We start from the raw sequence: 23,098 nt of genomic DNA, 5'->3' as shown, positions 1-23,098 counted from the left end.
CCCCGTCTGTTTAGGGCCTGGACCCAGGTCGGAACGCTTAGGGATTGTATAAACGGAGGCCCTTTGCCACTATCCGCCTAATCACTCATGGGGCTGTAACTAGAACTTACAGATCGATCGATGCGATTGAGGGATTCACTGGAGGGCGTCGCCGTGTTCGTAGCGGCTGCGGATGCGTGTAGCTTTTCCGAGGCGGCCAGGCGCCTGGGCATCTCGCCTTCCGCCGTGAGCCAGGCCATCAGTGCGCTCGAAGAGCGGCTCGGCGCCCCACTCTTCCGCCGATCCACCCGCAGTTTGAGCCTGACGGATGTCGGCGACGACTACCTGCGCACGGTGGCGCCAGCGCTCGCGCAAATCAAACAAGCCGCAGAAGTGGCCTCCGGCCGAGGTGGACATCCGACGGGTCCACTGCGCCTTACGATGCCGCGTGCGCCGTTCGATCTGGTTATTGCTCCCCTATTAGCGGCGTTCCAGGACAACTATCCTGGCGTGAGCCTCGAGATAGCCGTCGAAGCGCGCCTGGTCGATATCGTCAAGGACGGCTACGACGCAGGACTGCGTTATGGGAACTGCATCGATCAGGACATGGTTGCCAAACAGGTCGCGCCCACGTCAGACGCGATCCTCGTTGCGTCGCCGGCGTATCTGCGCGCACGACCCGTGCCAGCCACGCCGGCCGATCTTCTCGACCACCGTGTCATAGCATGCCGCAGCCAAGGGACTGGCGTCGTCATACCGTGGACACTTCAATCCGCTGGCAAGACCGTACAGGTTGCTCCGCCTCTGGCAACTATCGTCCACGACCTTACTTCGCAGATCGATCTGGCCGTCAGGGGGCTAGGTATAGTCAATGCGCCCGTCGCCATGGTGGCCGACCTCCTCGCAGAGGGACAGTTGGCACGAGTTCTGCCCGAATGGTCCAGCCAAATGGCAGAGCTTTACCTCTACTTCCCAAGTCGCCGTCATCAGTCGGCCGCCTTGCGGGCTTTTGTCGAATTTCTGGGGCGTGCGCTCTGATGGGCGGTGCCGAAGCCATCCGAGACGACGTTCCCTAGTCGGGCGATAGGGACGCGACATAGAAGCGACGGCGACGGCGAAAGCGGGTCCGGTGGAGGTCCTCGTCGTAAGCTTCGGTAGGACATGCCGTGGCGCTATCGCCTTGCGCCCGGTGATAATGCGGGCAAACCCGCCCCCGCCCAGAGCCCTCCATGCCCATCGTCAGTCGTAAGTTCTCGCGCCTCTCCACGGCGCTCGCGGTCGCGCTCAGTGTGGGCAATGCGCATGCTCAGCAGGCTGCTATGGACCAGGTGCCCGCACTGCAAGACGTGCCGTATGTCGGCACGGTAACGCTCAACGTCGATGTCAGCGACACGGCGCAGGGTATCTTCCGGGTCCACGAATCCATACCGGTACAGGCGGGCGCGCTGACCCTGCTGTACCCGCAGTGGATTCCCGGCGATCACTCGCCGACGGGCCCTGTCGCGATGCTCGCCGGCCTCAGGCTCAGTGCCGACGGCAAGCCGCTTCCCTGGGTGCGCGACAAGTACAACGTCTACGCTTTCCATGTCGACGTTCCTGCCGGCGTATCGACGCTCGATGTCGATTTCCAGTACCTGTCGGAACGCGCGGACGACGCGGACTTCGAGATCACCGACCGCATGATGTACATGGAGTGGAGCAAGGTGGCGCTCTATCCGGCGGGCTACTACACGCGCGGCATCACTTTCGCGCCCAGCGTGAAACTACCGCATGGCTGGCAGGCGGGCACTGCGCTCGAGACAGCCGCGACATCGGGAGACACCACCACCTTCAAGCCGGTGACCTTCGACAACCTCGTCGACTCGCCTGTGTACGCCGGCCAGTACGTGAAGCGCGTGGCCCTGAACCCCGGTGATAAAGCGCCGGTGTATATGGACGTCTTTGCCGATGAGCCCAAATATCTGGAGATGTCAGCCGAACAAGTGGCAGTGCATCGCAACCTGGTGACACAGGCCACGAAGCTGTTCGGTTCACACCACTACGACCACTACGACTTCCTGTTCTCGCTGTCCGACCAGCTGGCCGGCAATGGCACCGAGCACCATCAATCCAGCGAAGACGGCCTTGGCGCGGATTATTTCACCGCCTGGAGCGACAACGCCTCCGAGCGCGACCTGCTCGCCCACGAATATGTTCATTCGTGGAACGGCAAGTTCCGCCGCCCTGCCGATTTGTGGACGCCAAACTTCAACGTTCCCATGGGCAACTCGCTGCTCTGGGTCTATGAGGGTCAAACGCAATACTGGGGCTTCGTCCTGACCGCGCGCGCAGGCATGTGGACGCCGCAGGAGTTCCGGGACGGCCTGGCGATGGTCGCCGCCAACTACGATCGCAACCGCGAGGGTTTCCAGTGGCGCTCGCTGGAGGACACCACCAACGATCCCATCGTCGCCCATCGGGCTCCCCTGCCCTACCGTAGCTGGCAGATGAGCGAGGACTACTACAGCGGTGGGCAGATGATGTGGCTTGCCGTCGATGCGAAGTTGCGCAGTCTGACGGGCGACAAGCGCTCGCTGGATGATTTCGCACGCGCGTTCTTCGGCGTCGACAATGGCAGCCACGTACCGAAGACCTACACCTTCGACGACGTGGTCGCTGCGCTGAACGACACGGCAAAGTACGATTGGGCGAGCTTCCTCAAGGCTCGTGCATACAGCCTCAATCCGCCGCTACAGGATGGCCTTGCAGGCACCGGCTGGAAGCTGGTGTACGACGACAAGGAAAGCGAGTTCGAGAAGGCCTATGACGGCCGCCCGGAAATTTCGCGCCATCTGTTGAACTTCACGTGGTCGATCGGCCTGACGATAACAGGCAGCGGCAAGATCAACGACGTGCGCTGGGACGGCCCGGCTTTCAAGGCAGGGGTCAGTACGGGCGCGACCATCGTCGCGGTGAACGGTGTGGCGTATTCGAAGGATGTCCTCAAAGACGCGATAACCCTGGCGAAGGACAGCAGTCGCGAGATCGCACTGACACTGAAGTATCAGGGGCGCTTCCGCACGGTGTCCGTGGGTTACCACGGTGGACTGCAGTATCCGCACCTGGTGCGGGTGCAGGGCACGCCGGACTACCTCAGCGAGATCATTGCGGCGAGGAAGTAGACGGATGTACGGCAGCGGCCCGTGCAGGCCGCTGCCTGCGATAAGGCGAGGTCCAGCGGCGACCCCGAAGAAAGCATGCAGAAAACCTGGGTACCTAGGATGCACGCATGTTTTCGCGCATTCGCCCCTGGTATGGAACTGTCGGACGTTGTCTGGGCCTACTGGCCCTGCTCGTCCTGCGCGTGCTTTGGCTCAGGGCGTACCCGCTCAATTCCGACGAGCCACAGCACGCGCACGTGGCCTGGAGCATTGGCCAGGGCGACCTGCCCTATCGCGACGTCTTCGATAACCACGGGCCGCTCTTCAGCGCGATCTACGCCCCGCTGATGCATGCCATGGGTCCGCGGTCGGACATCCTCGAGTGGTTGCGACTCGCGGTGGTGCCCTGGTACCTCCTGGCGCTGGTGGCTACCTGGTGTCTGGCCCGTCGGCTTTATTCCCGTGGCATCGCCGATGCCTCCGTGGTGCTGGTTGGCCTGACACACGCCTTTTTCATCAAGATGGGCGAGTTCCGCACGGACGATCTTTGGACGGCGCTCTGGCTTTGCGCGCTGGCGACAGCGGTGCACGCGAAGCGGCGGGCCTCCCGATGGGCACTGGCCGGCTTGCTGCTGGGTGCGGCGTTGTCGGTATCGCAGAAGACGCTGCCTCTTTCGTGTGTCGCCCTGCTCGCCGCGGCCTGCGTCTGGGCCATCCCATGGCGTAAGGACAGGCGAGGCCTGCTGAAGGGTGGCGGCGCCCTGCTGGCGGGTTGCCTCGTCGTGCCCGGTGCGTTCGCTCTCTATCTCGCCATACAGCATGACCTCGGGCCGGCGTGGTACGACCTCGTGGCGTACAACCTGTCTGCTACCGGGCGCGCGGCACACGCCGATCACCGTCTGGTCTACGGGATGCTGGTCGTCGCGGTCGCCATGGCGACCACGACGTGGGTGCGGCGCGTCGATCCCGGTGATGCGCCGACACACTGGCGCCTCTTCCTCGGCATCCATGGGCTTTTGTTCGCTTCCTTTATCTGGTTGGTATGGCCGCTGCCTACGGCACAGGACTTTCTGCCGGTGATACCTACGATCTTCGTATCCCTGATCGGCCTGGTCAGCCGGTTTGGGCGATCGGCCGCATGGCCGCGATCGCGCGCGGTAGCCCTCGTGGTCGTTCTGGCCGCGGTGGAACTCGTCTTGCTGATCGAGCAGGCGCCGCCCTGGCGCGACACCCTCGCCTACAAGGAAGGGCAACTGCGCACCGTGCTTGCCTGTACATCGCCCGACGACACCGTCATGGATGCCAAAAGCGGTGCCATCTTCCGCCCGCGGCCGTATCACACGGTGCTGGAAAGCATCGCCCTGCAGCGCTTCGAACGCGGGCTCAAGGCGGAGGACATCGTGCCCGCGCTGGTCGCGCACCGCACGATGACGGTGATCGTCGACCGGCTGCCGCCAGCGACCCGCGCTTTCATTGCGCAGAATTACCTGTCCGGCACGGCGAACGTCTTCATGGCCGGGAAACAGCTGGTGGGTCGCGATTTCGATGTGACGTTGGCGGGCACCTACACCGTGACCGACGGCGCGTCTGAGGTCGCCGTCGTCATCGACGGCCGGCCGGCCGCGTCACGCTGGCAGCTATCCGAGGGACATCACTCACTGGATACGCCGTCGCATGGGGCTCTGGACCTGGTATGGAGCCCGGCGTGGATGGGAGGCTGGCGGCCCGTCGTTACCCCAGGCTCGTTTCCACCGGTTCTGGCAGGCACGCGCACCTGATCCTCATGCCGCGTCGGCGATATCGAAGCGGCTGACCTTGCCTTGCGTGAAGTGGAACACGTGACCCACGGTCTTGTCTTTCAGCCCGTGGGTCTGGCCTTCGAGAGGATTGCCTTGCAGATCGCGGATGGTCTGGATGACCCGCACCACGATCGCGCCGTCGGCCGATTCTTCGAACGAAACCGGCTCGACGTGCGCGCGGACCATCTGCCATTGGCCCGTCCAATACGCGCGCACCGCGTCCTTGCCGTGCTCGTGACCGCCGTGCATGCCGTTGGCCCACGCCACATCATCGGTCAGCTTGGCGAATAGGCCGTCGATGTCACGCGCGTTGAAAAGGGTATAGATGTCACGCAGTGTCTGGATCGGATCGCTCATCGGGTATGCTCCTGGTGAATTTACATATGGGCATATGTATTGAGCTACTCTGCACCCTGGCACGGCGTTCCGCAAGGCAAACATGATGCATAAAGACGTACTTTCCACGCCGGGACACCTGATCTCACTGGCGGCGCGGGGCTTTGCCCGCCTGAGCGAGGCGCGGCTGAAACCCATGGGCTTCGGCGTTGGTCACATCCCCGTACTGATCGCGCTGGCAACCGGAAAGGCAAGGACGCAGCGCGACCTCGCCCGCTTCGCGCGCGTCGAACAGCCGCCCATGGCGCAGATGCTCACGCGGATGGAGCGCGACGGTTTGATCCGACGCACGCCCGACCCGGTGGATGGTCGCAGTAGGCACGTCGTGCTCACGGCCCACGCCGAAGCAAACCTGCCGGACGCTTGCGAGACGCTCTTCGCGGGAAACCGCGAAGCGCTGGACGGCTTCAGCGAAGCCGAACAAGCGCAGCTGGTCGCGTTGCTGGGCCGCCTGATCGTCAACCTGGACAAGATGACCGATACGGAGTCCTCCGGGCGTCGGTAGCCTTTCAATACGCCATGGAAAAAACGACATGCCTGCTGGCCGCCACGCGTCCCGTCCGCGCCCTTCCCTATCGGCCAGACCCTCCACCGCACTTAAAATGCGTCGCTCGGCGCCCCTTAATGCGAAAATAGCCGACCGCCCCCCCCTACCCCCCTCGCCCCCATGATTCGACTCACCGACATAAAGCTCCCGCTCGACCACGCCGAAGGCGCCCTCGAGGCGGCCATCCGCGCCAGGCTGGCGCTCGGCCAGGCGGGGCTGCTCGGCTTCACGGTCTTCCGCCGGGGCCATGACGCACGCAAGCGCGGCAACATCCAGCTGATCTATACGCTGGACGTCGAGGTGGCTGACGAGGCTGCCCTGCTCGCGCGGTTTGCCGAGGACAAGCACGTGCAGCCCTCCCCCGACACCAGCTATAAGTTTGTGGCGCAGGCGCCGGCCGGTCTCGAGCAACGCCCTGTCGTGATCGGGCTTGGGCCGTGCGGCCTGTTCGCGGGGCTGCTGCTGGCCCAGATGGGCTACCGGCCGATCATCCTCGACCGGGGCAAGGCGGTGCGGGAGCGTACGGTCGACACCTGGGCCCTGTGGCGCAAGCGCAAGCTGGAGCCGGAATCGAACGTGCAGTTCGGCGAGGGTGGCGCGGGCACGTTCTCCGACGGCAAGCTGTACAGCCAGATTTCCGACCCGCTCCACCACGGCCGCAAGGTGCTCACGGAGTTCGTGAAGGCCGGCGCGCCGGAAGAAATCATGTACGTCAGCAAGCCGCATATCGGCACCTTTCGGCTGGTGACGATGGTAGAAGCCATGCGCGGGACCATCGAGGCGCTGGGCGGCGAGATTCGCTTCAACCAGCGTGTCGACGACCTGCTGGTCGATAGCGCCGCCGATGGATCCCGGCAGATCCGGGGTGTGGTCCTGGCCGACGGCGAACAGTTGCTGAGCGATCATGTCGTACTCGCGGTGGGGCACAGTGCGCGCGATACGTTCTTCATGCTGCACGACCGCGGCGTGTACATGGAAGCCAAGCCGTTCTCTGTCGGCTTTCGCGTGGAGCATCCGCAATCGATCATCGACAAGGCGCGCTTCGGGCCGCAGGCGGGTCACGACCTTCTCGGCGCTGCAGACTACAAGCTGGTGCACCACTGCAAGAACGGTCGCTCGGTCTACAGCTTCTGTATGTGCCCGGGCGGCACGGTGGTGGCTGCCGCGTCCGAGCCGGAACGCGTGGTGACCAACGGCATGAGCCAGTATTCGCGCAACGAACGTAACGCGAACGCTGCCATCGTCGTGGGTATCGACCCCAAGGACTTCGCCGCCTTCGACGACAGTGGCAGTCCGTTGGCCGGTATCGCCTTGCAGCGTGCGCTCGAATCGCGCGCGTACGAGCTGGGTGGTCGCGATTACAGCGCGCCGGCGCAGTTGGTCGGCGACTTCATCAAGGGCACGCCGTCGATCGAATTCGGCACGGTGCAGCCTTCGTACAAACCTGGCGTGCACCTGACCGATCTCGCGTCTGCCTTGCCCTCGTACGCCATTGAAGCCATCCGCGAGGCGCTACCGGCGTTCGATCGCCAGATCAGGGGCTTCGCCATGAACGATGCGCTGCTCACGGGGGTAGAGACCCGGACCTCGTCACCGGTGCGTATCCGTCGCGGCGAGGACTACCAGAGCCTCAATACGCGCGGGCTGTTTCCCGCCGGCGAAGGCGCGGGTTATGCAGGCGGCATTCTCTCCGCGGGGGTGGATGGGATTCGCGTGGCGGAAGCGGTGGCCCGGAGTATCAACGGGGCTGCCTGATACCGTCACATGGGGTGCCCTTGAAGGGGTACAGCTCGTGCCGGATTGGCTACCGCTGGTGATGCTCACGACACAGCTGTTCAACCAGCGCACGATGGTCCGGTAGATCGTCCAGTGCGCGCGTGGCCGCCTGCTGGATCATCGCGAAGTCCCGTCGCGCTGCGTCCATGTGCGGATAGGCGCTGAGCATGGGCTCCAGGTCGGTCTGGAACTCCATGCCGTACAGGATGTACTGCCAGCTGGACGGCATGAACATTTCCAGGTCGCTGACAAAATCCAGTCGGTGCGGCGGTCGGTGCTTCCACATCGCGAGCTTTTCCTGCAGGGTCCGCGGGATGCTGGCGGCGTCGCCGTTGTCGATCCAGAACGAAGAGTCACGCCGCTGGCTCAGGCAGTAGTGCATCTTGATGAAGTCGATGATGCGATCGTAGCGGGCCACCATCATTTCGTTGAAATGCCTTGCGGCGCCTTCCATGTCGTCCGTGTCGACCGGCAAAAGGTGCGTGAGCAGGTAGGTCGCCAGTTCGACCAGTGCGATGCCGGTGGATTCGAGCGGCTCGACGAACCCGCCGGCCAGACCCACGGCCACGCAGTTCTTGCGCCAGTGCTCGGGACGGTATCCCGTCTCGAATCGGATGTGCAGCGCCTTCAGTCCCTCTCCCGCCGTGCCCACGTAGCGCCGGAAGACATCTTCGGCACGGTCGTCGGTGGTGTGCCGCGACGAATAGACATAGCCGGTGCCACGCCGCTTCTGCAACCCGATATCCCAGATCCAGCCGGCCTCCTGCGCCGTGGAGATGGTGTACGAAGGGATCGGCGCATCCGGCGTCTCGTACGGCACCTGCATGGCGACAGCGCGATCGGCGAACAGGACATTCGCGCGGCTGCGAAAGGGTGACTGCATCGTGTCGCCGATCAGCATGCCACGCAGTCCGGTGCAGTCCACGTAGAGATCGGCGGTGAGATCGCCCTGCTCCTTCGTCACCACCCGGGCGATGGCGCCCTGGCCGTCCAGCTCCGCGCGCTCCACCGTGGCCATGTGCCGAACCACGCCGAGGGTCTGCTGGCCATGCTCGGCAAGCACACGCGCAAAGCAGGCGGCATCGAAGTGGAAGGCGTGGTTCATCGGCCCCTGGTAGTCCGGATCCCTTGCCCGCCTGGGCGCACGCGAGTGGTCGACCAGTGTGGTTTGCATGGAGACGGCTTCGGCAAACGACATGCCCTCCGGCGCAGCACCGAGCAGCCAGTACGGCAATAACTCAGGCCCACCGGGACGCTGGCTGGGTGCGTTGAACGGATGAAAGAAGTGGTCCGCGCCGGGCGCGCCCGGCGGCCGTACCCAGTGGCGATAGTGGATACCCTGCTTGTACGTCGCCGTGGCACCGACCAGGAAGCGGCGCTCGTCCAGACCGATCGCCGACAACGTCCCGCGAATCGAGGGAAAGGTGGCCTCCCCTACCCCCAGCAAGCCGATGTCGGGCGACTCCACCAGATGCACCTGCACGCTCCGCGGATCGACCGCGTTGACCGCCTTAGCCAGGTAGCAGGCCGTCAGCCAGCCGGCGGTACCTCCGCCGACGATCAGCACTTTCTTCAGGCGCGCCATGGGGTTTCCCTGCCGATACGGCCGAATGGAGATAAAGAAAGGCCGGGCCACCACAGGCGGGCCCGGCAAAAAGGCCACTCAGGGGAGACTGAGAACGGCAAAGCCAGCTAACTCAGAACCAGACGCCCAGCTGCACACCGTAGGTCCGCGGCGCGAGGTACTGCGATACGTACTGCAGCGAGCCGTCGGCCATCTGGAAGCGGCCGGCGCTGGTGCGGGTCTTCTTGTCGGATACGTTCTGCACGTACCCGTTGACCCACCACTTGTCGCCCGGTTCGCTGTAACGCAGTGACAGGTCGCCGCGCACGTAGGCCTTCTGCTGGTCCCCGGAACCCAGGTTGAAATAGCTCAGCCACTGCGCGCTCTGGTACTGCGCGCTGACACGGGGCGTGAGCTTGCCACCGTTGGCAAGGTGGAAGGTGTGCTCATAGATGCCGGTGAGCGACACGTTCGGTGCGTGCGGCAGGTCGTTGCCGGTGACGTCCAGGCAGCTGGCCAGGTTGGATGCCGTCGGGCATGCCGGCAGGCCCTGGTAGTCGTTGGAACCGGCGTAGACCAGTTTGCCCAGCTCCTTCTTCGGGATGGCCGAGAAGATCAGGTTGAAACGGTCGTCCTTTTGCTGATAGGCCAACTCCGATTCGATGCCGAACACCTTGGTGCTGCCGCCCACGTTGGAGAAGCCCAGGCCGTGGTTTCCATCGGGGTAGATGATGGGCGCGGACAACTGGAAGTTCTTGAAGTCTTCGTAGTAGATCGCCGAGTTCCACGTCATGTGGCCCTCGAGGAAGGTGAACTTGGTGCCGACTTCGTAGTTGGTCAGCGATTCGGGCTTGTACAGCGTGCCCGCGTCCTGCGTGCCACCCGATTTATAGCCGGTGGAGACGCTGGCGTAGAGCAGGCCGTTCTCGCTGACGTCGGTATCCAGGCGCACCAGCCAGGTCGGCTTGCTCTTGCTGTACTTGGCCGTGTTCCGCTGCGAGACACTGAATCCGTTCGACGGGTCCGGATACACGTCCGGCGAGATCGGCACCTGCGGTACGGTCGGGTCAGCGGCCCAACCCCAGCTGATACCGCCCTTGTTCTCCTTCTCATCGTGCGACCAGCGCGCACCACCGGTGAGGCGCCAGTGGTCACTCAAGTGCCAGGTGGCCTGACCGAACAGCGCATACGACTCCACCGTTTCCTTCGGCTGGATGAAGGAGCCCTGCCAGCTGACCGTACCGTAGCGCGTACCGTTCATGATGGGGATGTCGAAGCGGATGTCGTTGTCTTCGTAGCCGTAGTAAGCACCGAGGATCCAGTCCACCGTCTGCGGCCCGACGGACTTCAGGTTGATCTCCTGGCTCCAGCTCTTGTACTTCGAGTCGTTGGTCCGGTCGTCCTGGTACACGCCGTTGGTGGTGAAGCTGGTGGGCACGCTCACGCCGACGTCCTGGTCGAAGTCGCTCTTGCCGGAGTAGCGGTTATAGCCGGCGATGTAGCTCAGCTGCATGCCGTCGCTGATATTCCAGTCCATGCGGCTGCGCAGTGTCTTGGACGTACGGTCCAGGTAGGGCGCGGTGTCGATCAGCGCCGACCAGAAGTCCTGCCCCTGACGCGGCGTCTGCATGAGGCTCATGCTGGGCGTGCCGCGATCGGCGAAGTACTCGTACGACAGGTTCCACTTGAACGCGTCGCTGGGCTGCCACAAGGCACTGACGCGGGCGGCGGACTGGTCCTGCGAGCTGTACTTGTCGCCGCCCTGCACGTACTGGCCCGGGTCGATCGGCCGGAAGTTGGCCAGCGTGCCGCCAGAGATCGGTGACGCCAGGTATGCCTGTTGCTGTTGCGCCACGCTGGGCAGCTGGCCCGACGGTTTCTGGTAATCGACGTAGCCGTCGTGCTGCTCGTGCACCACGGCCACGCGCATGGCGAAGGTGTCGCTGATGGGCAGGTTGAACGCGGCGCGCGCGCCGGCCTGGTTGTAATTGCCTGCGCCGACCTGCGCATTGCCGTAGAAGCCCGCGCCGATGTCCGGCTTGGCCGTCTGGAAACTGATGGCACCGGCGGTGGAGTTGCGGCCCCAGAGGGTGCCCTGGGGACCGCGTAGCGTTTCGACGCCTTCCATGTCCAGCAGCAGGCCCGATGCCGCTTCGGCGCGTGGCGCGTAGATGCCGTCGACGAAGGTGGCGACCTCCGGATCGGCGTACTCGGTCTTGGCGCTGTCGTTGCCGATACCGCGCAGGGTCAGCGTCACGACGCCGTGGTCACCCTGGGATGTGCCCTGCAGGCCCGGTACCAGCTTGGTGAGGTCCTGCACCGTCATGACGCGCTCCCGATCAAGCGTGTCGACGGTGATCGCGGTGACGGCCACCGGCGTTTTCTGCAGCGGCGTCTCGCGCTTGGTCGCCGTGACCGAGACAGCGTCGAGGTTCTGTACTTTCTTTTCGGCGGCGCCGGGCGCGTTGGACGGCGGCGGCGTTTGCGCGGTCGTATCCTGGCCCACGGCAAATGCCGTGCCCGGCGCAATGACGAGCGATATGGCGACGTACAACAAAGTGCGGTGCAGATTCATCTGGCTCTCCCCATCAATCGTTCGGATAAGTCACGAAGGTCCCCTACTCCCTCCGGCACGCCATCGATCCGTAATGACAGCGCTGTCATCGAGAGATAATAGAGTGCCGTGGCGATGAATGCTTGCCGCAAGGCAGCACGTCATCCAGGCAACGACAAACTCAGGCTACGCAGACTCGCGCGATGCTCGCGGAGCCTTTCCATCGGCGGATATTGGTGCAAAGCGGATAGAACATCAGGGTGTGCCGCTCCCGTGGGCGGGGCATGACAAGGTCCGGTCCGCCACCGTGCCTAGCGACACGTCGGTGATGGCGACCTTTCCACCCGAGTGGCTGGACCACTCGAACGGACGATCGATCCTGCCCATGTTGGCGCCGGCGTCTCGGAAGCATTTCAACGGGATGCCGACGCGTAGCCACTGACCCCTAGGCAGCGCGGCGAGCTGGCTACCGACGACCACCTGGCCGCCACACCCGGCGCCACAGCCGATGCCGATGGTCGAGTTGTCCCCAGGTGAGAGGGCCTCGACGCGCAAGGTGGTCACCAGCAGGACATCGCCGTTGGTCTCGCGCTCCACGTCCATGGGCGCGGGTGCCACCAATGCGATGCTTGCGGCACCGGTGCCGCTGCCGGACCAGCTGAGGCTGCGCGCGTCTTCCTGTGCCTTGTAGTCGAGCGCACCGATACGCAGGCTGCCGTCTGCCGTGGCGGCCGGCGTGGCGGCGACATCCATGGCCACGCCGTTCGCTCCGGTCAGGCGCACGACGACATCCTGTGACGGCTTGCCGCGGGTGAAGTAAACGCCGGCCTGTTGGCTGCTCAGGGTGATCCCCGGCTCTTCGGACAACGTGCCCGTCTTCCCGGGGGCGGCATAAGTCAGGCCAAATCCATAGGGAAACTGAGGCTGCTCGCCTCGCGCCCCGGCTGCCGACGGGCCCTGTATCGCGCGGCGTGGCCACGTATAGGACAGCTTGCCGTGGAAGTCGTGCGCGATACGGCCATCACGACTACGCAGCAGCACATCGGCGATACCTTCCCCTTCACTGCCCGGCAGCCATGCCACCACGAAAGCGTCGGCGGCGTTGATCTCGCGATTCATCCACAGGGGGCGTCCGGTCAGGAACACGGCGACGACCGGCACACCCTGTCCGCGCAGCTTGCGCAGCAGATCGAGGTCGCGATCGTTACCCGGGCGATAGGCCAGGTTCGGCCGGTCGCCCTGGAACTCGGCGTAGGGGTCTTCGCCGAACACCACGATGGCGACGTCGGGCTGTTGCGTGAAGTCGCCATCCACCGACAGCTCGGCGCTGCCACCCGCGGCGCTTACCTGGGCCTTGATGCCTGCCCAGATGGACGTGGCTCCCGGGAAATTCGCGTTGGTCTGGCCCGTTCCCTGCCAGGTCAACGTCCAGCCGCCATTCTGTTTGGATATATTATCGGCGCCGTCGCCGGCGACCAGGACATGCTTGCGCGGGTCGATCGGCAGCACCGCACGGTCGTTCTTTAGCAGCACCAGCGATTCGCGAACGGCCCGCCGCGCCAACGCTCGATGCGCAGGGTTCCCGATCACCTCCGTGGACCTGACGGCCCATGGGTTGGTCGATGGCGCACCGGCCTCGAACAGGCCCAGGCGCATCTTGACCCGAAGGATGCGCGTCACCGCGTCATCGACGCGGCGCATCGGGATCACCCCGGATTTCACCTCGGCCAGCGTGTTTTTGTAGAGCCCCTTCCACGAGTCGGGCGCCTCCAGCATGTCCAGCCCGGCGTTGTACGCCACGGGGCAATCTTCGTTGGTGCAACCGGGCACCTGACCGTGCGCGTTCCAGTCGCCCAGCACGATGCCGTCAAATCCCATGCGCCCCTTCAGCACGTCGGTGATCAGCGGCTTGTTGCCGGCCATCTTGACGCCGTTCCAGCTGGAGAACGAGACCATGACCACCTGCACACCGGCGTCGATCGCAGGTGCATAGCCTGCCGCGTGGATGTCGCGCAGCGTCGATTCGCTGATCCGTGCGTCGCCCTGGTCCTTGCCATCCTGGGTGCCCCCATCGCCGAGGAAATGCTTGGCGGTGGCGATCACGTGTCCCGAGTCGAGGAATTCAGTCGTACCCGCCTTGCCTTCCAGGCCGCCGACCATCGCCGAGGCGTATTGCGCCACCAGTGCCGGATTCTGGGAATAACCCTCGTACGAGCGGCCCCAGCGCACATCCTGCGGCACGGTCAGCGTCGGGGCGAATGTCCAGCTGATGCCGCTGGCACGCAGTTCCTGCGCGGTAACGGCGCCGATGTCGTGGATCAGCTGCGGGTCGCGCGTGGCACCCAGCGCCGAGTTTTGCGGAAACAGCGTGCTGCCGACCAGGTTGTTGTGGCCATGCACGGCGTCGATACCGAACAGCACCGGGATTGCCGGCCTTCCGCTCGATGTGTCCATGGACGCGTGGTAGAACGCATCGGCCAGCGCCTGCCACTGCTTGCCATCGGGATACGGCTGTCCTTCGGGCTTGGAGTTGCCACCGGCCAGCACCGAGCCCAGGCGGTACATGCGTACGTCGTCCGGCGTTACGTATTTGATGTCGGCCTGGATCATCTGGCCGACTTTGTCTTCGACCGACATGGTCGCCAGTAACGCCTTCACCCGGGCTTCGATCGCGGGGTTGGGCGGGAGCGATGACTGCGCTTTGGGCCACTGGTCGGGATGCACGGTCGCGGCATCGCCAGCGACGGCCGGAACGGTGGTCAGCAAGGCGCCTGCCAACGGCAGCGCGGAGGAAAGACGTCGCAAAAACAGGCTCGATCGCTGCAGCAATGGCACGTCAAGGCTCCAGGCTGGCGCACCGGCGGCACGCTCGTCGAAGCGCATCCTGGCATAAATGACAGCGCTGTCAATTTGCTATGCAGCATGACTTTCCTGGCCGGGCGGCCGGGTGAATGCTTCAGGGCACGGCGGCAGTGGAGCCGCGGATCTGCAGGGAGAAGGGAATCTGCACCAGCTTGCCCGTGCCTTGACTGCGCAATGAGTTCAGCAGTTGCTCGGCCGCGATCTTCCCCATCTCGCGACTGGGTTGCTGGACGGTGGTGAGCGCGGGCCACAACTGCCGCGACAGCGGCGTGTCGTCGAAGCCGCAGACCGACAGGTCGTGCGGCACCTTCAGGCCGTACTCGCCCGCCGCCCACATGACGCCAGTGGCCATGTCGTCATTGGCCGCGAATACCGCCGTCGGCCGGTTGGCCAGCGAGAACAGTTGCCGCGCCGCCTCTACGCCGGAGCCGAACGTAAAGGCGCCCTGCACCACCAGCGCCGGATCCTCCGGCAGGCCCGCGGCGTCCATCGCCTCGCGATAGCCCGCAAGTCGCCAACGGCTGGCGCCGTGGTCGGCGATACCGACCACATGAGCGATACGTCGGTGTCCCAGCTCCAGCAGATGCTCGACGATCGCGCGCGCGGCCTGCTGTTCGTCCATCGTTACGCCCAGGGCCTTGCCGCGCTTCTGCGGCGACACGCTCGCATAGGGCACGTCGCGTTCGCGCAGTCGTTTCAGCAAGGGCGCGTGGTCGGTGATCGGAGGCGTCAGCACGACGCCGTCAGGATGGTGGTCCGAAATCAGCGCGTCGAAGCGACGGATGAAATCGCCATCGCGCATGCGCAGCGGTCGCACCATCATGCTGTAGCGATGCGCGTCACAGGCCTCGAGCACGCCGTCCTGGATTTCGGCCAGATAGGTCGAGGACGGGTTGTCGTTGTTGTCGTAGAGCATCGCCACCAGGAACGAGCGGTTACCCGCCAGGCTGCGTGCCGATGGGTGCGGGCGATAATCCATCGCTTCCATGGCCGCGCGCACGCGCTCGCGCGTGGCATCGGTCACGTTGGCCTCGTCGTTGAGAACACGCGACACGGTCTTGGGCGATACGCCCGCCGCGCGCGCCACATCTTCGAGGCGTACCCGCATGGAATCTCCGCTGTCACCGCACTGGCGGCTGACTATGCCGCCAGCCCCTCGCCTTTACAAGGGCGACACGCGGCCATGATGCTGCGTCCGCAACATGCGGTAAGCCCGAGGCCGTGACATAACGGTGCCTGGAGGAGATACCCATGACCGTTTCAACCACAGCGCGGACCGGTGGCGCGCACGCCGAGCCGTCCGCCGACGGGCGCGGCCGCGCAGGACGTGGTCGGTTGCGCAAGGGCGAGACGCCGCGGACGGAGCGAGCCGCCCTGTCGTTCTGGCAGATATGGAACATGTGCTTCGGTTTCCTCGGCCTCCAGTTCGGGCTCGCGCTGCAGAACGCCAATGTCAGCCGGATATTCCAGACGCTGGGCGCGAACGTGAACGACATCCCTGCCCTATGGATCGCCGCGCCACTGACGGGGCTGATCGTGCAACCCATCGTCGGTCACTACTCCGACCGCACCTGGAACCGCCTGGGTCGACGCCGGCCCTACTTCTTGGTCGGGGCCGTGTTCGCCTCGCTGGCCCTCCTGTGGTTGCCGAACGCGCCGGCGCTATGGATGGCGGCCGGTCTGCTGTGGATCCTGGATGCGTCGATCAACGTATCGATGGAGCCGTTCCGCGCGTTGGTGGGCGACCAGTTGCCCACGCGGCAGGCACCCACGGGTTTTGCGATGCAGAGCTTCTTCATCGGCGCCGGTGCCGTGGTCGCCTCCCTGTTGCCCTGGGTCCTGGCACGGTTCGGCATCGCCAACGTAGCGACGGACGGAGCCATCCCCGACACGGTCAAGTACGCGTTCTATGCCGGGGGCGCGGTGCTGCTGGGTGCGGTGCTCTGGACCATGCTGACTACGCGCGAATATTCACCCGCGCAGTTGCGTTCGTTCACCGACAACGTACCCGAAGGTCCCTCGGTGGACGTATCGCCGGCTCGCCGCCCCGGTCTGCTTCTGCTATCGGCCGGTGCCGTGGTCCTGATCGCGATCAGGTACTTCGCGCTTGAAAAGGAGGTTTACCTGCTGGCCGGCGGCCTGATCGCCTTCGGCGCGCTATTCACCTGGCTGAGCCGTACGCGCAGTCACGGCATGCTGCGTGAGGTGATGGGCGACCTCTATGGCATGCCCGTGTCGATGCGGCGACTGGCCGGGGTGCAGTTGTTCTCGTGGTTCGCGCTGTTTGCGATGTGGATCTACACCACGGCGGGCGTCACCCAGACGATCTACGCCACCACCGATACCACCTCAGCCGCGTACAACGAGGGGGCCAACTGGGTCGGCGTACTGTTCGCGGCCTATAACGGATTCGGCGCCCTGGCCGCGGTGGTCATCCCGTTGATGGTGCGCCGTTGGGGCCTGCGCATCAGCCACGTGGTGAACCTGTGCCTGGGTGGTGCGGGCTTGCTGTCGTTCCTCTACATCCACGATCCACGCTGGCTGCTCGCCTCGATGGTGGGAGTCGGCTTTGCGTGGGCTTCCATTCTGTCGCTGCCCTATGCCCTGCTGTCGGACCATCTGCCGACCGCGAAGATGGGCGTCTACATGGGCATCTTCAACTTCTTCATCGTGATTCCCCAGGTGCTTGCGGCGAGCATCCTGGGATTGCTGCTGCGCCTGTGCTTCCACAACCAACCCATCTGGGCGCTTGGCCTGGGCGGCGTCAGCCTTCTCATTGCCGGCCTTTGCACCCTGCGTGTTCCCGAGCCGGGGCGCTGGCCTGTCGCATAAGTCCGCACCCGCCCGCTTTTGTTGCACTGCGGTTTGCAATCGATTGCATAGATAGGCACGCTGCGACCCCGGAAGTGGGGACGTTGCACGAATGAGCGGATGCAGACTGATCGATGGAGACACGATGACGACCGACCATCGCATAACGCGAGAGGTGCCCAGGCGTACTTTGCGCCTCGGGCAGATCCTCAACATGAATGTCGGTTTCTTCGGCATCCAGTTCGGATTTGGATTGCAGCAGGGCAACATGAGCCCGATCTACAAATACCTGGGAGCCGACGATGCGGCGCTCCCCGTACTGTGGTTGGCCGGCCCTGTAACCGGCCTGCTTATCCAGCCGTTGATCGGTGCCCTGAGTGATCGCACCACCTCGCGCTTCGGCCGACGTACCCCGTACTTCGTCATCGGGGCGCTGCTCTGCAGCGTCTGCCTGTTCGTCATGCCCAACAGCGGCACGCTGTGGATGGCTGCGGGCCTGCTGTGGATGCTGGACGCCGCGGCAAACGTCGCCATGGAACCCTACCGGGCCTTTGTCAACGACATGCTCAATCCCGCCCAGCGCGCAGCAGGCTATATGGTGCAAAGTGCCTTTACGGGTTTGTCCCAGACCGCGGCCTACCTGATACCGTCGTTCCTGATCCTGATGGGCATGCGCGCCGACCGGATGAATGCGCACGGCTTGCCGTCTATCGTGGAAATCGCCTTTACCGTAGGCGGCGTGGTGTCTGTCGCATCTGTCGCGTGGTCGGTCTACACGACACGCGAAGCGCCCGTAGCGTCCTTGGCGAACGCCCCTATGTCCATGCGTGCCGCGTTGGTGGACGTCTACGACGCTGTGCGGGACATGCCCGCTGCCATGCGGCAACTCGGTGCGATGATGCTGTTCCAGTGGTACGCCATGTTTTGCTACTGGCAGTACGTCGCCCTGTCACTCTCGCGAACGCTTTATGGGACGACCGACGCGCACGATCCGCACTTCCTCGATGCCGTGTTGCTGAGCGGACGCATCGGCGGTTTCTACAACTTCATCGCGTTTGTGGCGGGGTTCGCCCTGCTTCCCCTGTTGCCGAAGTTTGGCCCCGCACGGCTGCACACGGGGGCGCTTCTGCTGGGCGGACTGGGTATCGCGGTGGTTCCCATGATCTCCAACCCCTGGCTGCTGCTGGTGCCGATGGTCGGCCTCGGCCTCGCGTGGGCGAGCATGATGGGCAACCCCTACGCCATGCTGTCCGCGGCGATACCCCAAGCGCGTACGGGCGTCTACATGGGCATATTCAATACGTTCATCGTGATACCCATGCTGGTCGAAGTGTTCAGCGTGCGCGCGCTTTACCGCGTGTTGGGTAACGACCCGCGGCATATCCTCGTGCTGGCCGGTGTCGCCCTTTGTGTCGCCGGGCTGCTCGCCCTCCGGGTACGCGTTCCGTCCGTGCCTGCCTGATGGCGCGTCGCGTCGCGCCGGCCGTCACTACCTCAGTACTTACGCGTTCCTGTCACATATTCTTATTATCGTTCTTTGCAATCGATTGCATTCACTATCGATTCGTCATCATCCTCAGGGGGAATCCGTGACCATCCGCACCGCTCGTACTGTTGCCACTCCGCTCAAGACACTGACCGTGGCCCTGCTCATCGCACTTTCCGCGCCTGCCGTGGCTCAGGATGCCCAACCGGTACCCCCACCGAAGGATGCCGCGACGAAAGACACCACCGCCCAGGACAAGGCAGTCGGCTTGTCCAACGTCGTCGTCACTGGTGCGGCTACCCAAGTCAGCCAGCTGGACGCGCCGTTCGCCATCACCACCATAGATCGCCAGCAGTACGATCGCGCCGCGCCGACCAGTCTGGTCCAGGCCATCCGGGCGGTACCGGGGTACTGGACGGAGGCGTCTGGCGGTCAGGGCGGTGGCCAGAACATCTATGTGCGCGGCCTGCCTGATGGCGGCTGGTACAACGTCCAGCTACAGCAAGATGGCCTGCCTATCTTCGACGAGCCCCAAGAGTCGTTCCTCAACATCGATACGCTCAACCGCACGGACCTGACGACCGCAGGTCTGGAGGTTGTCACCGGCGGTACCTCGCCCATCTACGCGAACAATGCCGCGGGTGGCACGGTGAACCTGATCTCGCGCTGGGGCACCACCCAGCCCACCGGGGCGCTACGTGTGACTGGAGGTTCGGACGACCTTCGCCGTCTCGAGGGTTATGCCTCCGGCCCCATCACCGACAAGATCCTGTATAGCGTGGGTGGCTTTGCCCGCGACGACAGCGGTTTTCGCAACGCCGGCTACAAGGGCGACAGCGGCAGCCAGTTGCGTACAGCGCTTTCTTTCCTGTTCGACAGCGGTCGACTGGACTGGGACGCCAGATACCTGAATGACCGTACGGCCTTTTATACCGCGACGCCGCTGCGCGATCCGCGGCATGTATCGCAGTCCCTATCCCCGGCTCTCGACCCGGGCGATGGAACCATCCTGTCGAACAGCTATAGGCAACGCACGCTCGAAAGCTTCGACGGCAACGGCCGTATGGGACGTGACAGCGACCTGGCCAACGGCATCCACACCAAGATGTTCCAGACCGGCACCTATCTGGACCTGGATCTGGGCGACAGCGGATGGACCCTCAGTAACAAGCTGCGCTACACCAACGCGGAAGTCGATTACGACACGATCTTCTCCGGCGCCAACCCCTCGGACAGCCAGGGCTACCTCGACTCGCGGCTCGCAGCAGCGTCCCGGGCGTTCCCGGGCACGACCCGCCTCGGCTATGTGGACGACGCCAGCGGCACGGACGTGGCACCGGTCAACGGACTGGTCATGGAAAGCCCCTGGTGGGCCGTGCGGACACGCGTGCGCACCGTGATCGACGACCTGCGCCTTAGCCGCACCCTCAACACGGGCTGGGGCGATCACGATGTGGCCGTCGGCCTGTATGGGGATGATTTCAGCTTCCGCCAGAGCCGCCTTTCCAGCACCCTGCTCACAACGGTACAGAACCAGGCCAACGCACTCGACGTGCTGGCCTACAATGCGAACGGCGCTCCGATCGGTTCGGTGACCTCTCACGGATTTTCCCGCTACGGCAGCAGTGCTGTCGCCGGCGATGTCACCGGTCGCTACCTCACCGCCTACGCCGCCGATACGTGGCACATCACGCCGGCTTTCTCGCTGGACGTGGGCGTGCGCAAGACGCGTTTGCTCGACAGCGGCAGCAACGACACCACGTCCACGCGCAACCTGGGCGACTCCACCACGCTGGCCGATGACGCCGTGATGGGCTTCACCGGTGCCAGTACGACCAAGTCCGAAACACGCGATGCATTGACCTGGACCCTGGGCGCGTCCTACAAGGTTCTGGACGATACCGAGCTGTTTGCCCGCTTCACGCGCTCGCAACGCTTGCCGCGACTGCAGAACATCTACCTGCTGCAGAACCTGCCCGTGACGAACATCAAGCAGGGCGAAGCCGGCATCCGCTTCGGTGAGGACACGCTCTCGTTCTCGTCCATCGCCTACTGGAGTTCCTACAACCGGGTGTCCTTCAGCGGCCTCGTGCTCGACCCGAGCACGCAGACGATCGTCTCGCTGCCCCTGGTCGGCAAGACCCGCACGTACGGCCTGGAGAACTCGGTCAACTGGCGGCCTTCCCTCGTGTTCGGCCTGGCTGCCAGCCTGACCGCGCAGGACCCGGAAACACTGAGCCTTTCCGCGCCAGGCGGAGTCGATGCCGCCGCTTACCAGGGCAAGCAGCTGCCGCGCATTCCGAAGTGGATGGGCAGTCTCACCCCCACCGCCTACTTCTCGCTCGGCGGCGTACCGATGGAGTGGTCGGTCACCGTTTTCCACACCGCATCGCGATATGTGGACTTCGCCAACCAGACGTCACTCCCCGGCTATACCACCTACGACTCCAGTCTCCTGGCAAAGCTACAGCCGAATCTCACCGTGCAGCTCTCGGGCAGCAACCTGACCAACTCCCACGGCCTCACCGAAGGCAATCCCCGCACCGACACGCTTGCCGGACAGGGCACGGTAGAGCCGATCTACGCGCGGGCTATCTTCGGACGCTTGTGGCAAGCCTCCGTCACGTACAACTGGTGATTCGATGACCTTCCGGCGCACCGCCCGGTATGCCTGTACAGCAGGCCTATTCCTGCTGACAGGGTTCGCGCTGGATGCCAACGCATCCAGCGCATCGTTCGCAGCCAACGAAGCCCGACTGGCTCATCCCGACGGAAAGGTGATGGTGGTCTCGCATCGCGGATGCTGGAAATACACGGCCGAGAACTCCCTGTCGGGCATCGATAAGTGCGTGGCATTGGGCGTCGACATGGTGGAGATCGACGTCCGTCGTACGCGCGACGGTGACATGGTGCTGATGCACGATGACACCGTCGACCGCACGACCAACGGCCACGGCAAGGTGCGCGATCTCACCGCCAGAGAGGTCCGTTCCCTTCGCCAGCGCGCCCATGGCGGCGGCAACGAGCCGCTTACCGACCGGCACGTGCCGACCCTCGATGAAGCACTCGACCGGGTCAAAGGCCGCATCCTGGTCAATCTGGACATCAAGGACGATGACATCTACGACGCGGTCATTGCCCGGGTGCTGGCCAGAAAGATGGGCCCCCAGGTACTGGTCAAGCGATCACTCGACACCGATCGGGATGACGTACAGCGCTGGGGCAGGCAGCTGCCCTTCTCGGTTGTCCTCCCGGTCACCGCGCATGGCCCGGGTGCCAGTGAGCTGATACGACGCTGCAACGACCTGCCCGTGGTCGCCGTGGAATTGTTGCTTGGACCGGGTACCGGACTCGACGGCGTGGCCAGCGCCGCGCGCTCCCTTTCGATCCACGTTTGGGTGAACACCCTGGCCACCGATGTCGCCAGTCATCGCCCCATGAACATGTCCGCCGGCCATGACGATGTAGCAGCACAGAAGAATCCGGATGCCGCGTGGGGCTGGCTGTTCGATCATGGCGTCGACATCATTCAGACCGACGAACCTGCCCTTGCGCTCGACTACTTCACGAAGCGTGGCCTCCACGCCGATATGGCTTCTCGTCCGACAGGACAGTGACTATCCGACCACCAGTTGTGCCCTCCTCTCACCGCGAGGATGAATGGACGAGAATGATGTATTGAGTCTGCACGTAGCGAGTCGGTAAAGATGGCCTCGCTATAATAAGAGCGTTAGCGACGACGGCGACCGCGTTTGATTCGCCGACCTTCGTAACACTCGAAGCTTGATCTAAGTTTAAAACTGAATTTTCTGTCGATTTACGCGCGACCCGACGCGGTTCGCACAAAGGCTTGATCACAGCGGCCGAGAAGCCAGGAATTCTTTCACCAATCGGATTTAGTACATGGTTGCTTATGTTCTTCAGTATACGTTTGACGAAGTCAGAGTCGGAAAATCCCAGTGTCGCTATCACATCGTCATCAATGGAGTCACGGTTGCTTCGAACTGTGTCCCTGGTTTTTGGTCGAGTCGGCGGTCCGCGCAGGACGCAGCTCAGCGTCACGCAAAAGACTTCATTGAGCAGGCGTCAGGTTCGTTGACCGCTGAACCGGATGTTGGCCACTGCGACTCGAAGCTTCGGGTCTTCGCTGGCAAGGCGAGCGGATCGCGGATGCAGCCTCGGGC

14 protein-coding genes are annotated in these 23,098 nt (G+C 64.1%); 9 read left to right on the top strand and 5 right to left on the bottom strand.

Annotation, left to right across the window (positions count from 1 at the left end; genetic code table 11):
* The first annotated feature begins 120 nt into the window (after nucleotides 1–120).
* The 3 genes from QRN34_RS12515 to QRN34_RS12505 all read left to right on the top strand — a co-directional run bounded on the left by QRN34_RS12515 (nucleotide 121) and on the right by QRN34_RS12505 (nucleotide 4,897).
* Complete coding sequence (locus tag QRN34_RS12515) at nucleotides 121–1,017, top strand: LysR family transcriptional regulator (RefSeq protein WP_285404861.1); 897 nt, start codon at nucleotides 121–123, stop codon at nucleotides 1,015–1,017.
* 191 nt (nucleotides 1,018–1,208) lie between these two features.
* Nucleotides 1,209–3,140 carry a peptidase M61 gene (locus QRN34_RS12510; protein WP_285404859.1) on the top strand — a complete coding sequence of 644 codons (1,932 nt, stop codon included), beginning with the start codon at nucleotides 1,209–1,211 and terminating at the stop codon, nucleotides 3,138–3,140.
* 107 nt (nucleotides 3,141–3,247) lie between these two features.
* Nucleotides 3,248–4,897 carry a glycosyltransferase family 39 protein gene (locus tag QRN34_RS12505; protein ID WP_285404857.1) on the top strand — a complete coding sequence of 550 codons (1,650 nt, stop codon included), beginning with the start codon at nucleotides 3,248–3,250 and terminating at the stop codon, nucleotides 4,895–4,897.
* 3 nt (nucleotides 4,898–4,900) lie between these two features.
* Here QRN34_RS12505 and QRN34_RS12500 read toward each other — a convergent pair whose 3' ends face one another.
* Nucleotides 4,901–5,275 (bottom strand): nuclear transport factor 2 family protein, encoded by a 375-nt coding sequence (locus QRN34_RS12500; protein WP_285404855.1) that lies wholly within the window; start codon nucleotides 5,273–5,275, stop codon nucleotides 4,901–4,903.
* Nucleotides 5,276–5,357: 82 nt separating this feature from the next.
* On the opposite strand from QRN34_RS12500, the gene QRN34_RS12495 reads away from it, so the two are divergent.
* Complete coding sequence (locus tag QRN34_RS12495) at nucleotides 5,358–5,819, top strand: MarR family winged helix-turn-helix transcriptional regulator (protein ID WP_285404853.1); 462 nt, start codon at nucleotides 5,358–5,360, stop codon at nucleotides 5,817–5,819.
* A gap of 162 nt (nucleotides 5,820–5,981) precedes the next feature.
* Nucleotides 5,982–7,616 carry an NAD(P)/FAD-dependent oxidoreductase gene (locus QRN34_RS12490; RefSeq protein ID WP_285404851.1) on the top strand — a complete coding sequence of 545 codons (1,635 nt, stop codon included), beginning with the start codon at nucleotides 5,982–5,984 and terminating at the stop codon, nucleotides 7,614–7,616.
* Nucleotides 7,617–7,665: 49 nt separating this feature from the next.
* Here QRN34_RS12490 and QRN34_RS12485 read toward each other — a convergent pair whose 3' ends face one another.
* The 4 genes from QRN34_RS12485 to QRN34_RS12470 form a co-directional block, all read right to left on the bottom strand.
* The gene (locus QRN34_RS12485; protein WP_285404849.1) at nucleotides 7,666–9,222 is read right to left on the bottom strand and encodes a tryptophan halogenase family protein; all 1,557 of its coding nucleotides are present in this window, start codon (nucleotides 9,220–9,222) and stop codon (nucleotides 7,666–7,668) included.
* A gap of 112 nt (nucleotides 9,223–9,334) precedes the next feature.
* Nucleotides 9,335–11,776, bottom strand: a complete 2,442-nt coding sequence (locus tag QRN34_RS12480) for a TonB-dependent receptor (RefSeq protein ID WP_285404847.1) — start codon at nucleotides 11,774–11,776, stop codon at nucleotides 9,335–9,337.
* Nucleotides 11,777–12,010: 234 nt separating this feature from the next.
* Entirely contained in the window at nucleotides 12,011–14,638 is a 2,628-nt protein-coding gene (locus QRN34_RS12475) for a glycoside hydrolase family 3 protein (protein ID WP_285404845.1), read from the bottom strand.
* A gap of 73 nt (nucleotides 14,639–14,711) precedes the next feature.
* On the bottom strand, nucleotides 14,712–15,725 hold the full coding sequence (locus QRN34_RS12470) for a LacI family DNA-binding transcriptional regulator (RefSeq protein WP_285404844.1): 1,014 nt from the start codon (nucleotides 15,723–15,725) through the stop codon (nucleotides 14,712–14,714).
* A 290-nt stretch (nucleotides 15,726–16,015) separates the two neighbouring features.
* Here QRN34_RS12470 and QRN34_RS12465 point away from each other — a divergent pair, with 290 nt between their 5' ends.
* The 4 genes from QRN34_RS12465 to QRN34_RS12450 all read left to right on the top strand — a co-directional run bounded on the left by QRN34_RS12465 (nucleotide 16,016) and on the right by QRN34_RS12450 (nucleotide 22,531).
* Nucleotides 16,016–17,449, top strand: coding sequence for an MFS transporter (locus tag QRN34_RS12465; protein ID WP_285404991.1), 1,434 nt, complete (start codon nucleotides 16,016–16,018; stop codon nucleotides 17,447–17,449).
* 124 nt (nucleotides 17,450–17,573) lie between these two features.
* Complete coding sequence (locus tag QRN34_RS12460; protein WP_285404843.1) at nucleotides 17,574–18,890, top strand: MFS transporter; 1,317 nt, start codon at nucleotides 17,574–17,576, stop codon at nucleotides 18,888–18,890.
* Nucleotides 18,891–19,017: 127 nt separating this feature from the next.
* A complete protein-coding gene (locus QRN34_RS12455) occupies nucleotides 19,018–21,552 on the top strand; it encodes a TonB-dependent receptor (protein WP_285404841.1) in 2,535 nt (844 codons plus the stop codon).
* A 4-nt stretch (nucleotides 21,553–21,556) separates the two neighbouring features.
* Complete coding sequence (locus QRN34_RS12450; RefSeq protein ID WP_285404839.1) at nucleotides 21,557–22,531, top strand: glycerophosphodiester phosphodiesterase family protein; 975 nt, start codon at nucleotides 21,557–21,559, stop codon at nucleotides 22,529–22,531.
* The last annotated feature ends 567 nt before the right edge of the window (nucleotides 22,532–23,098 follow it).

The organism is Luteibacter sp. ME-Dv--P-043b (assembly GCF_030209605.1).
Taxonomy (GTDB): Bacteria; Pseudomonadota; Gammaproteobacteria; order Xanthomonadales; family Rhodanobacteraceae; genus Luteibacter.
Note: the sequence above shows the minus strand (reverse complement) of the source record. Positions and strands in the feature narration are given on the sequence as shown.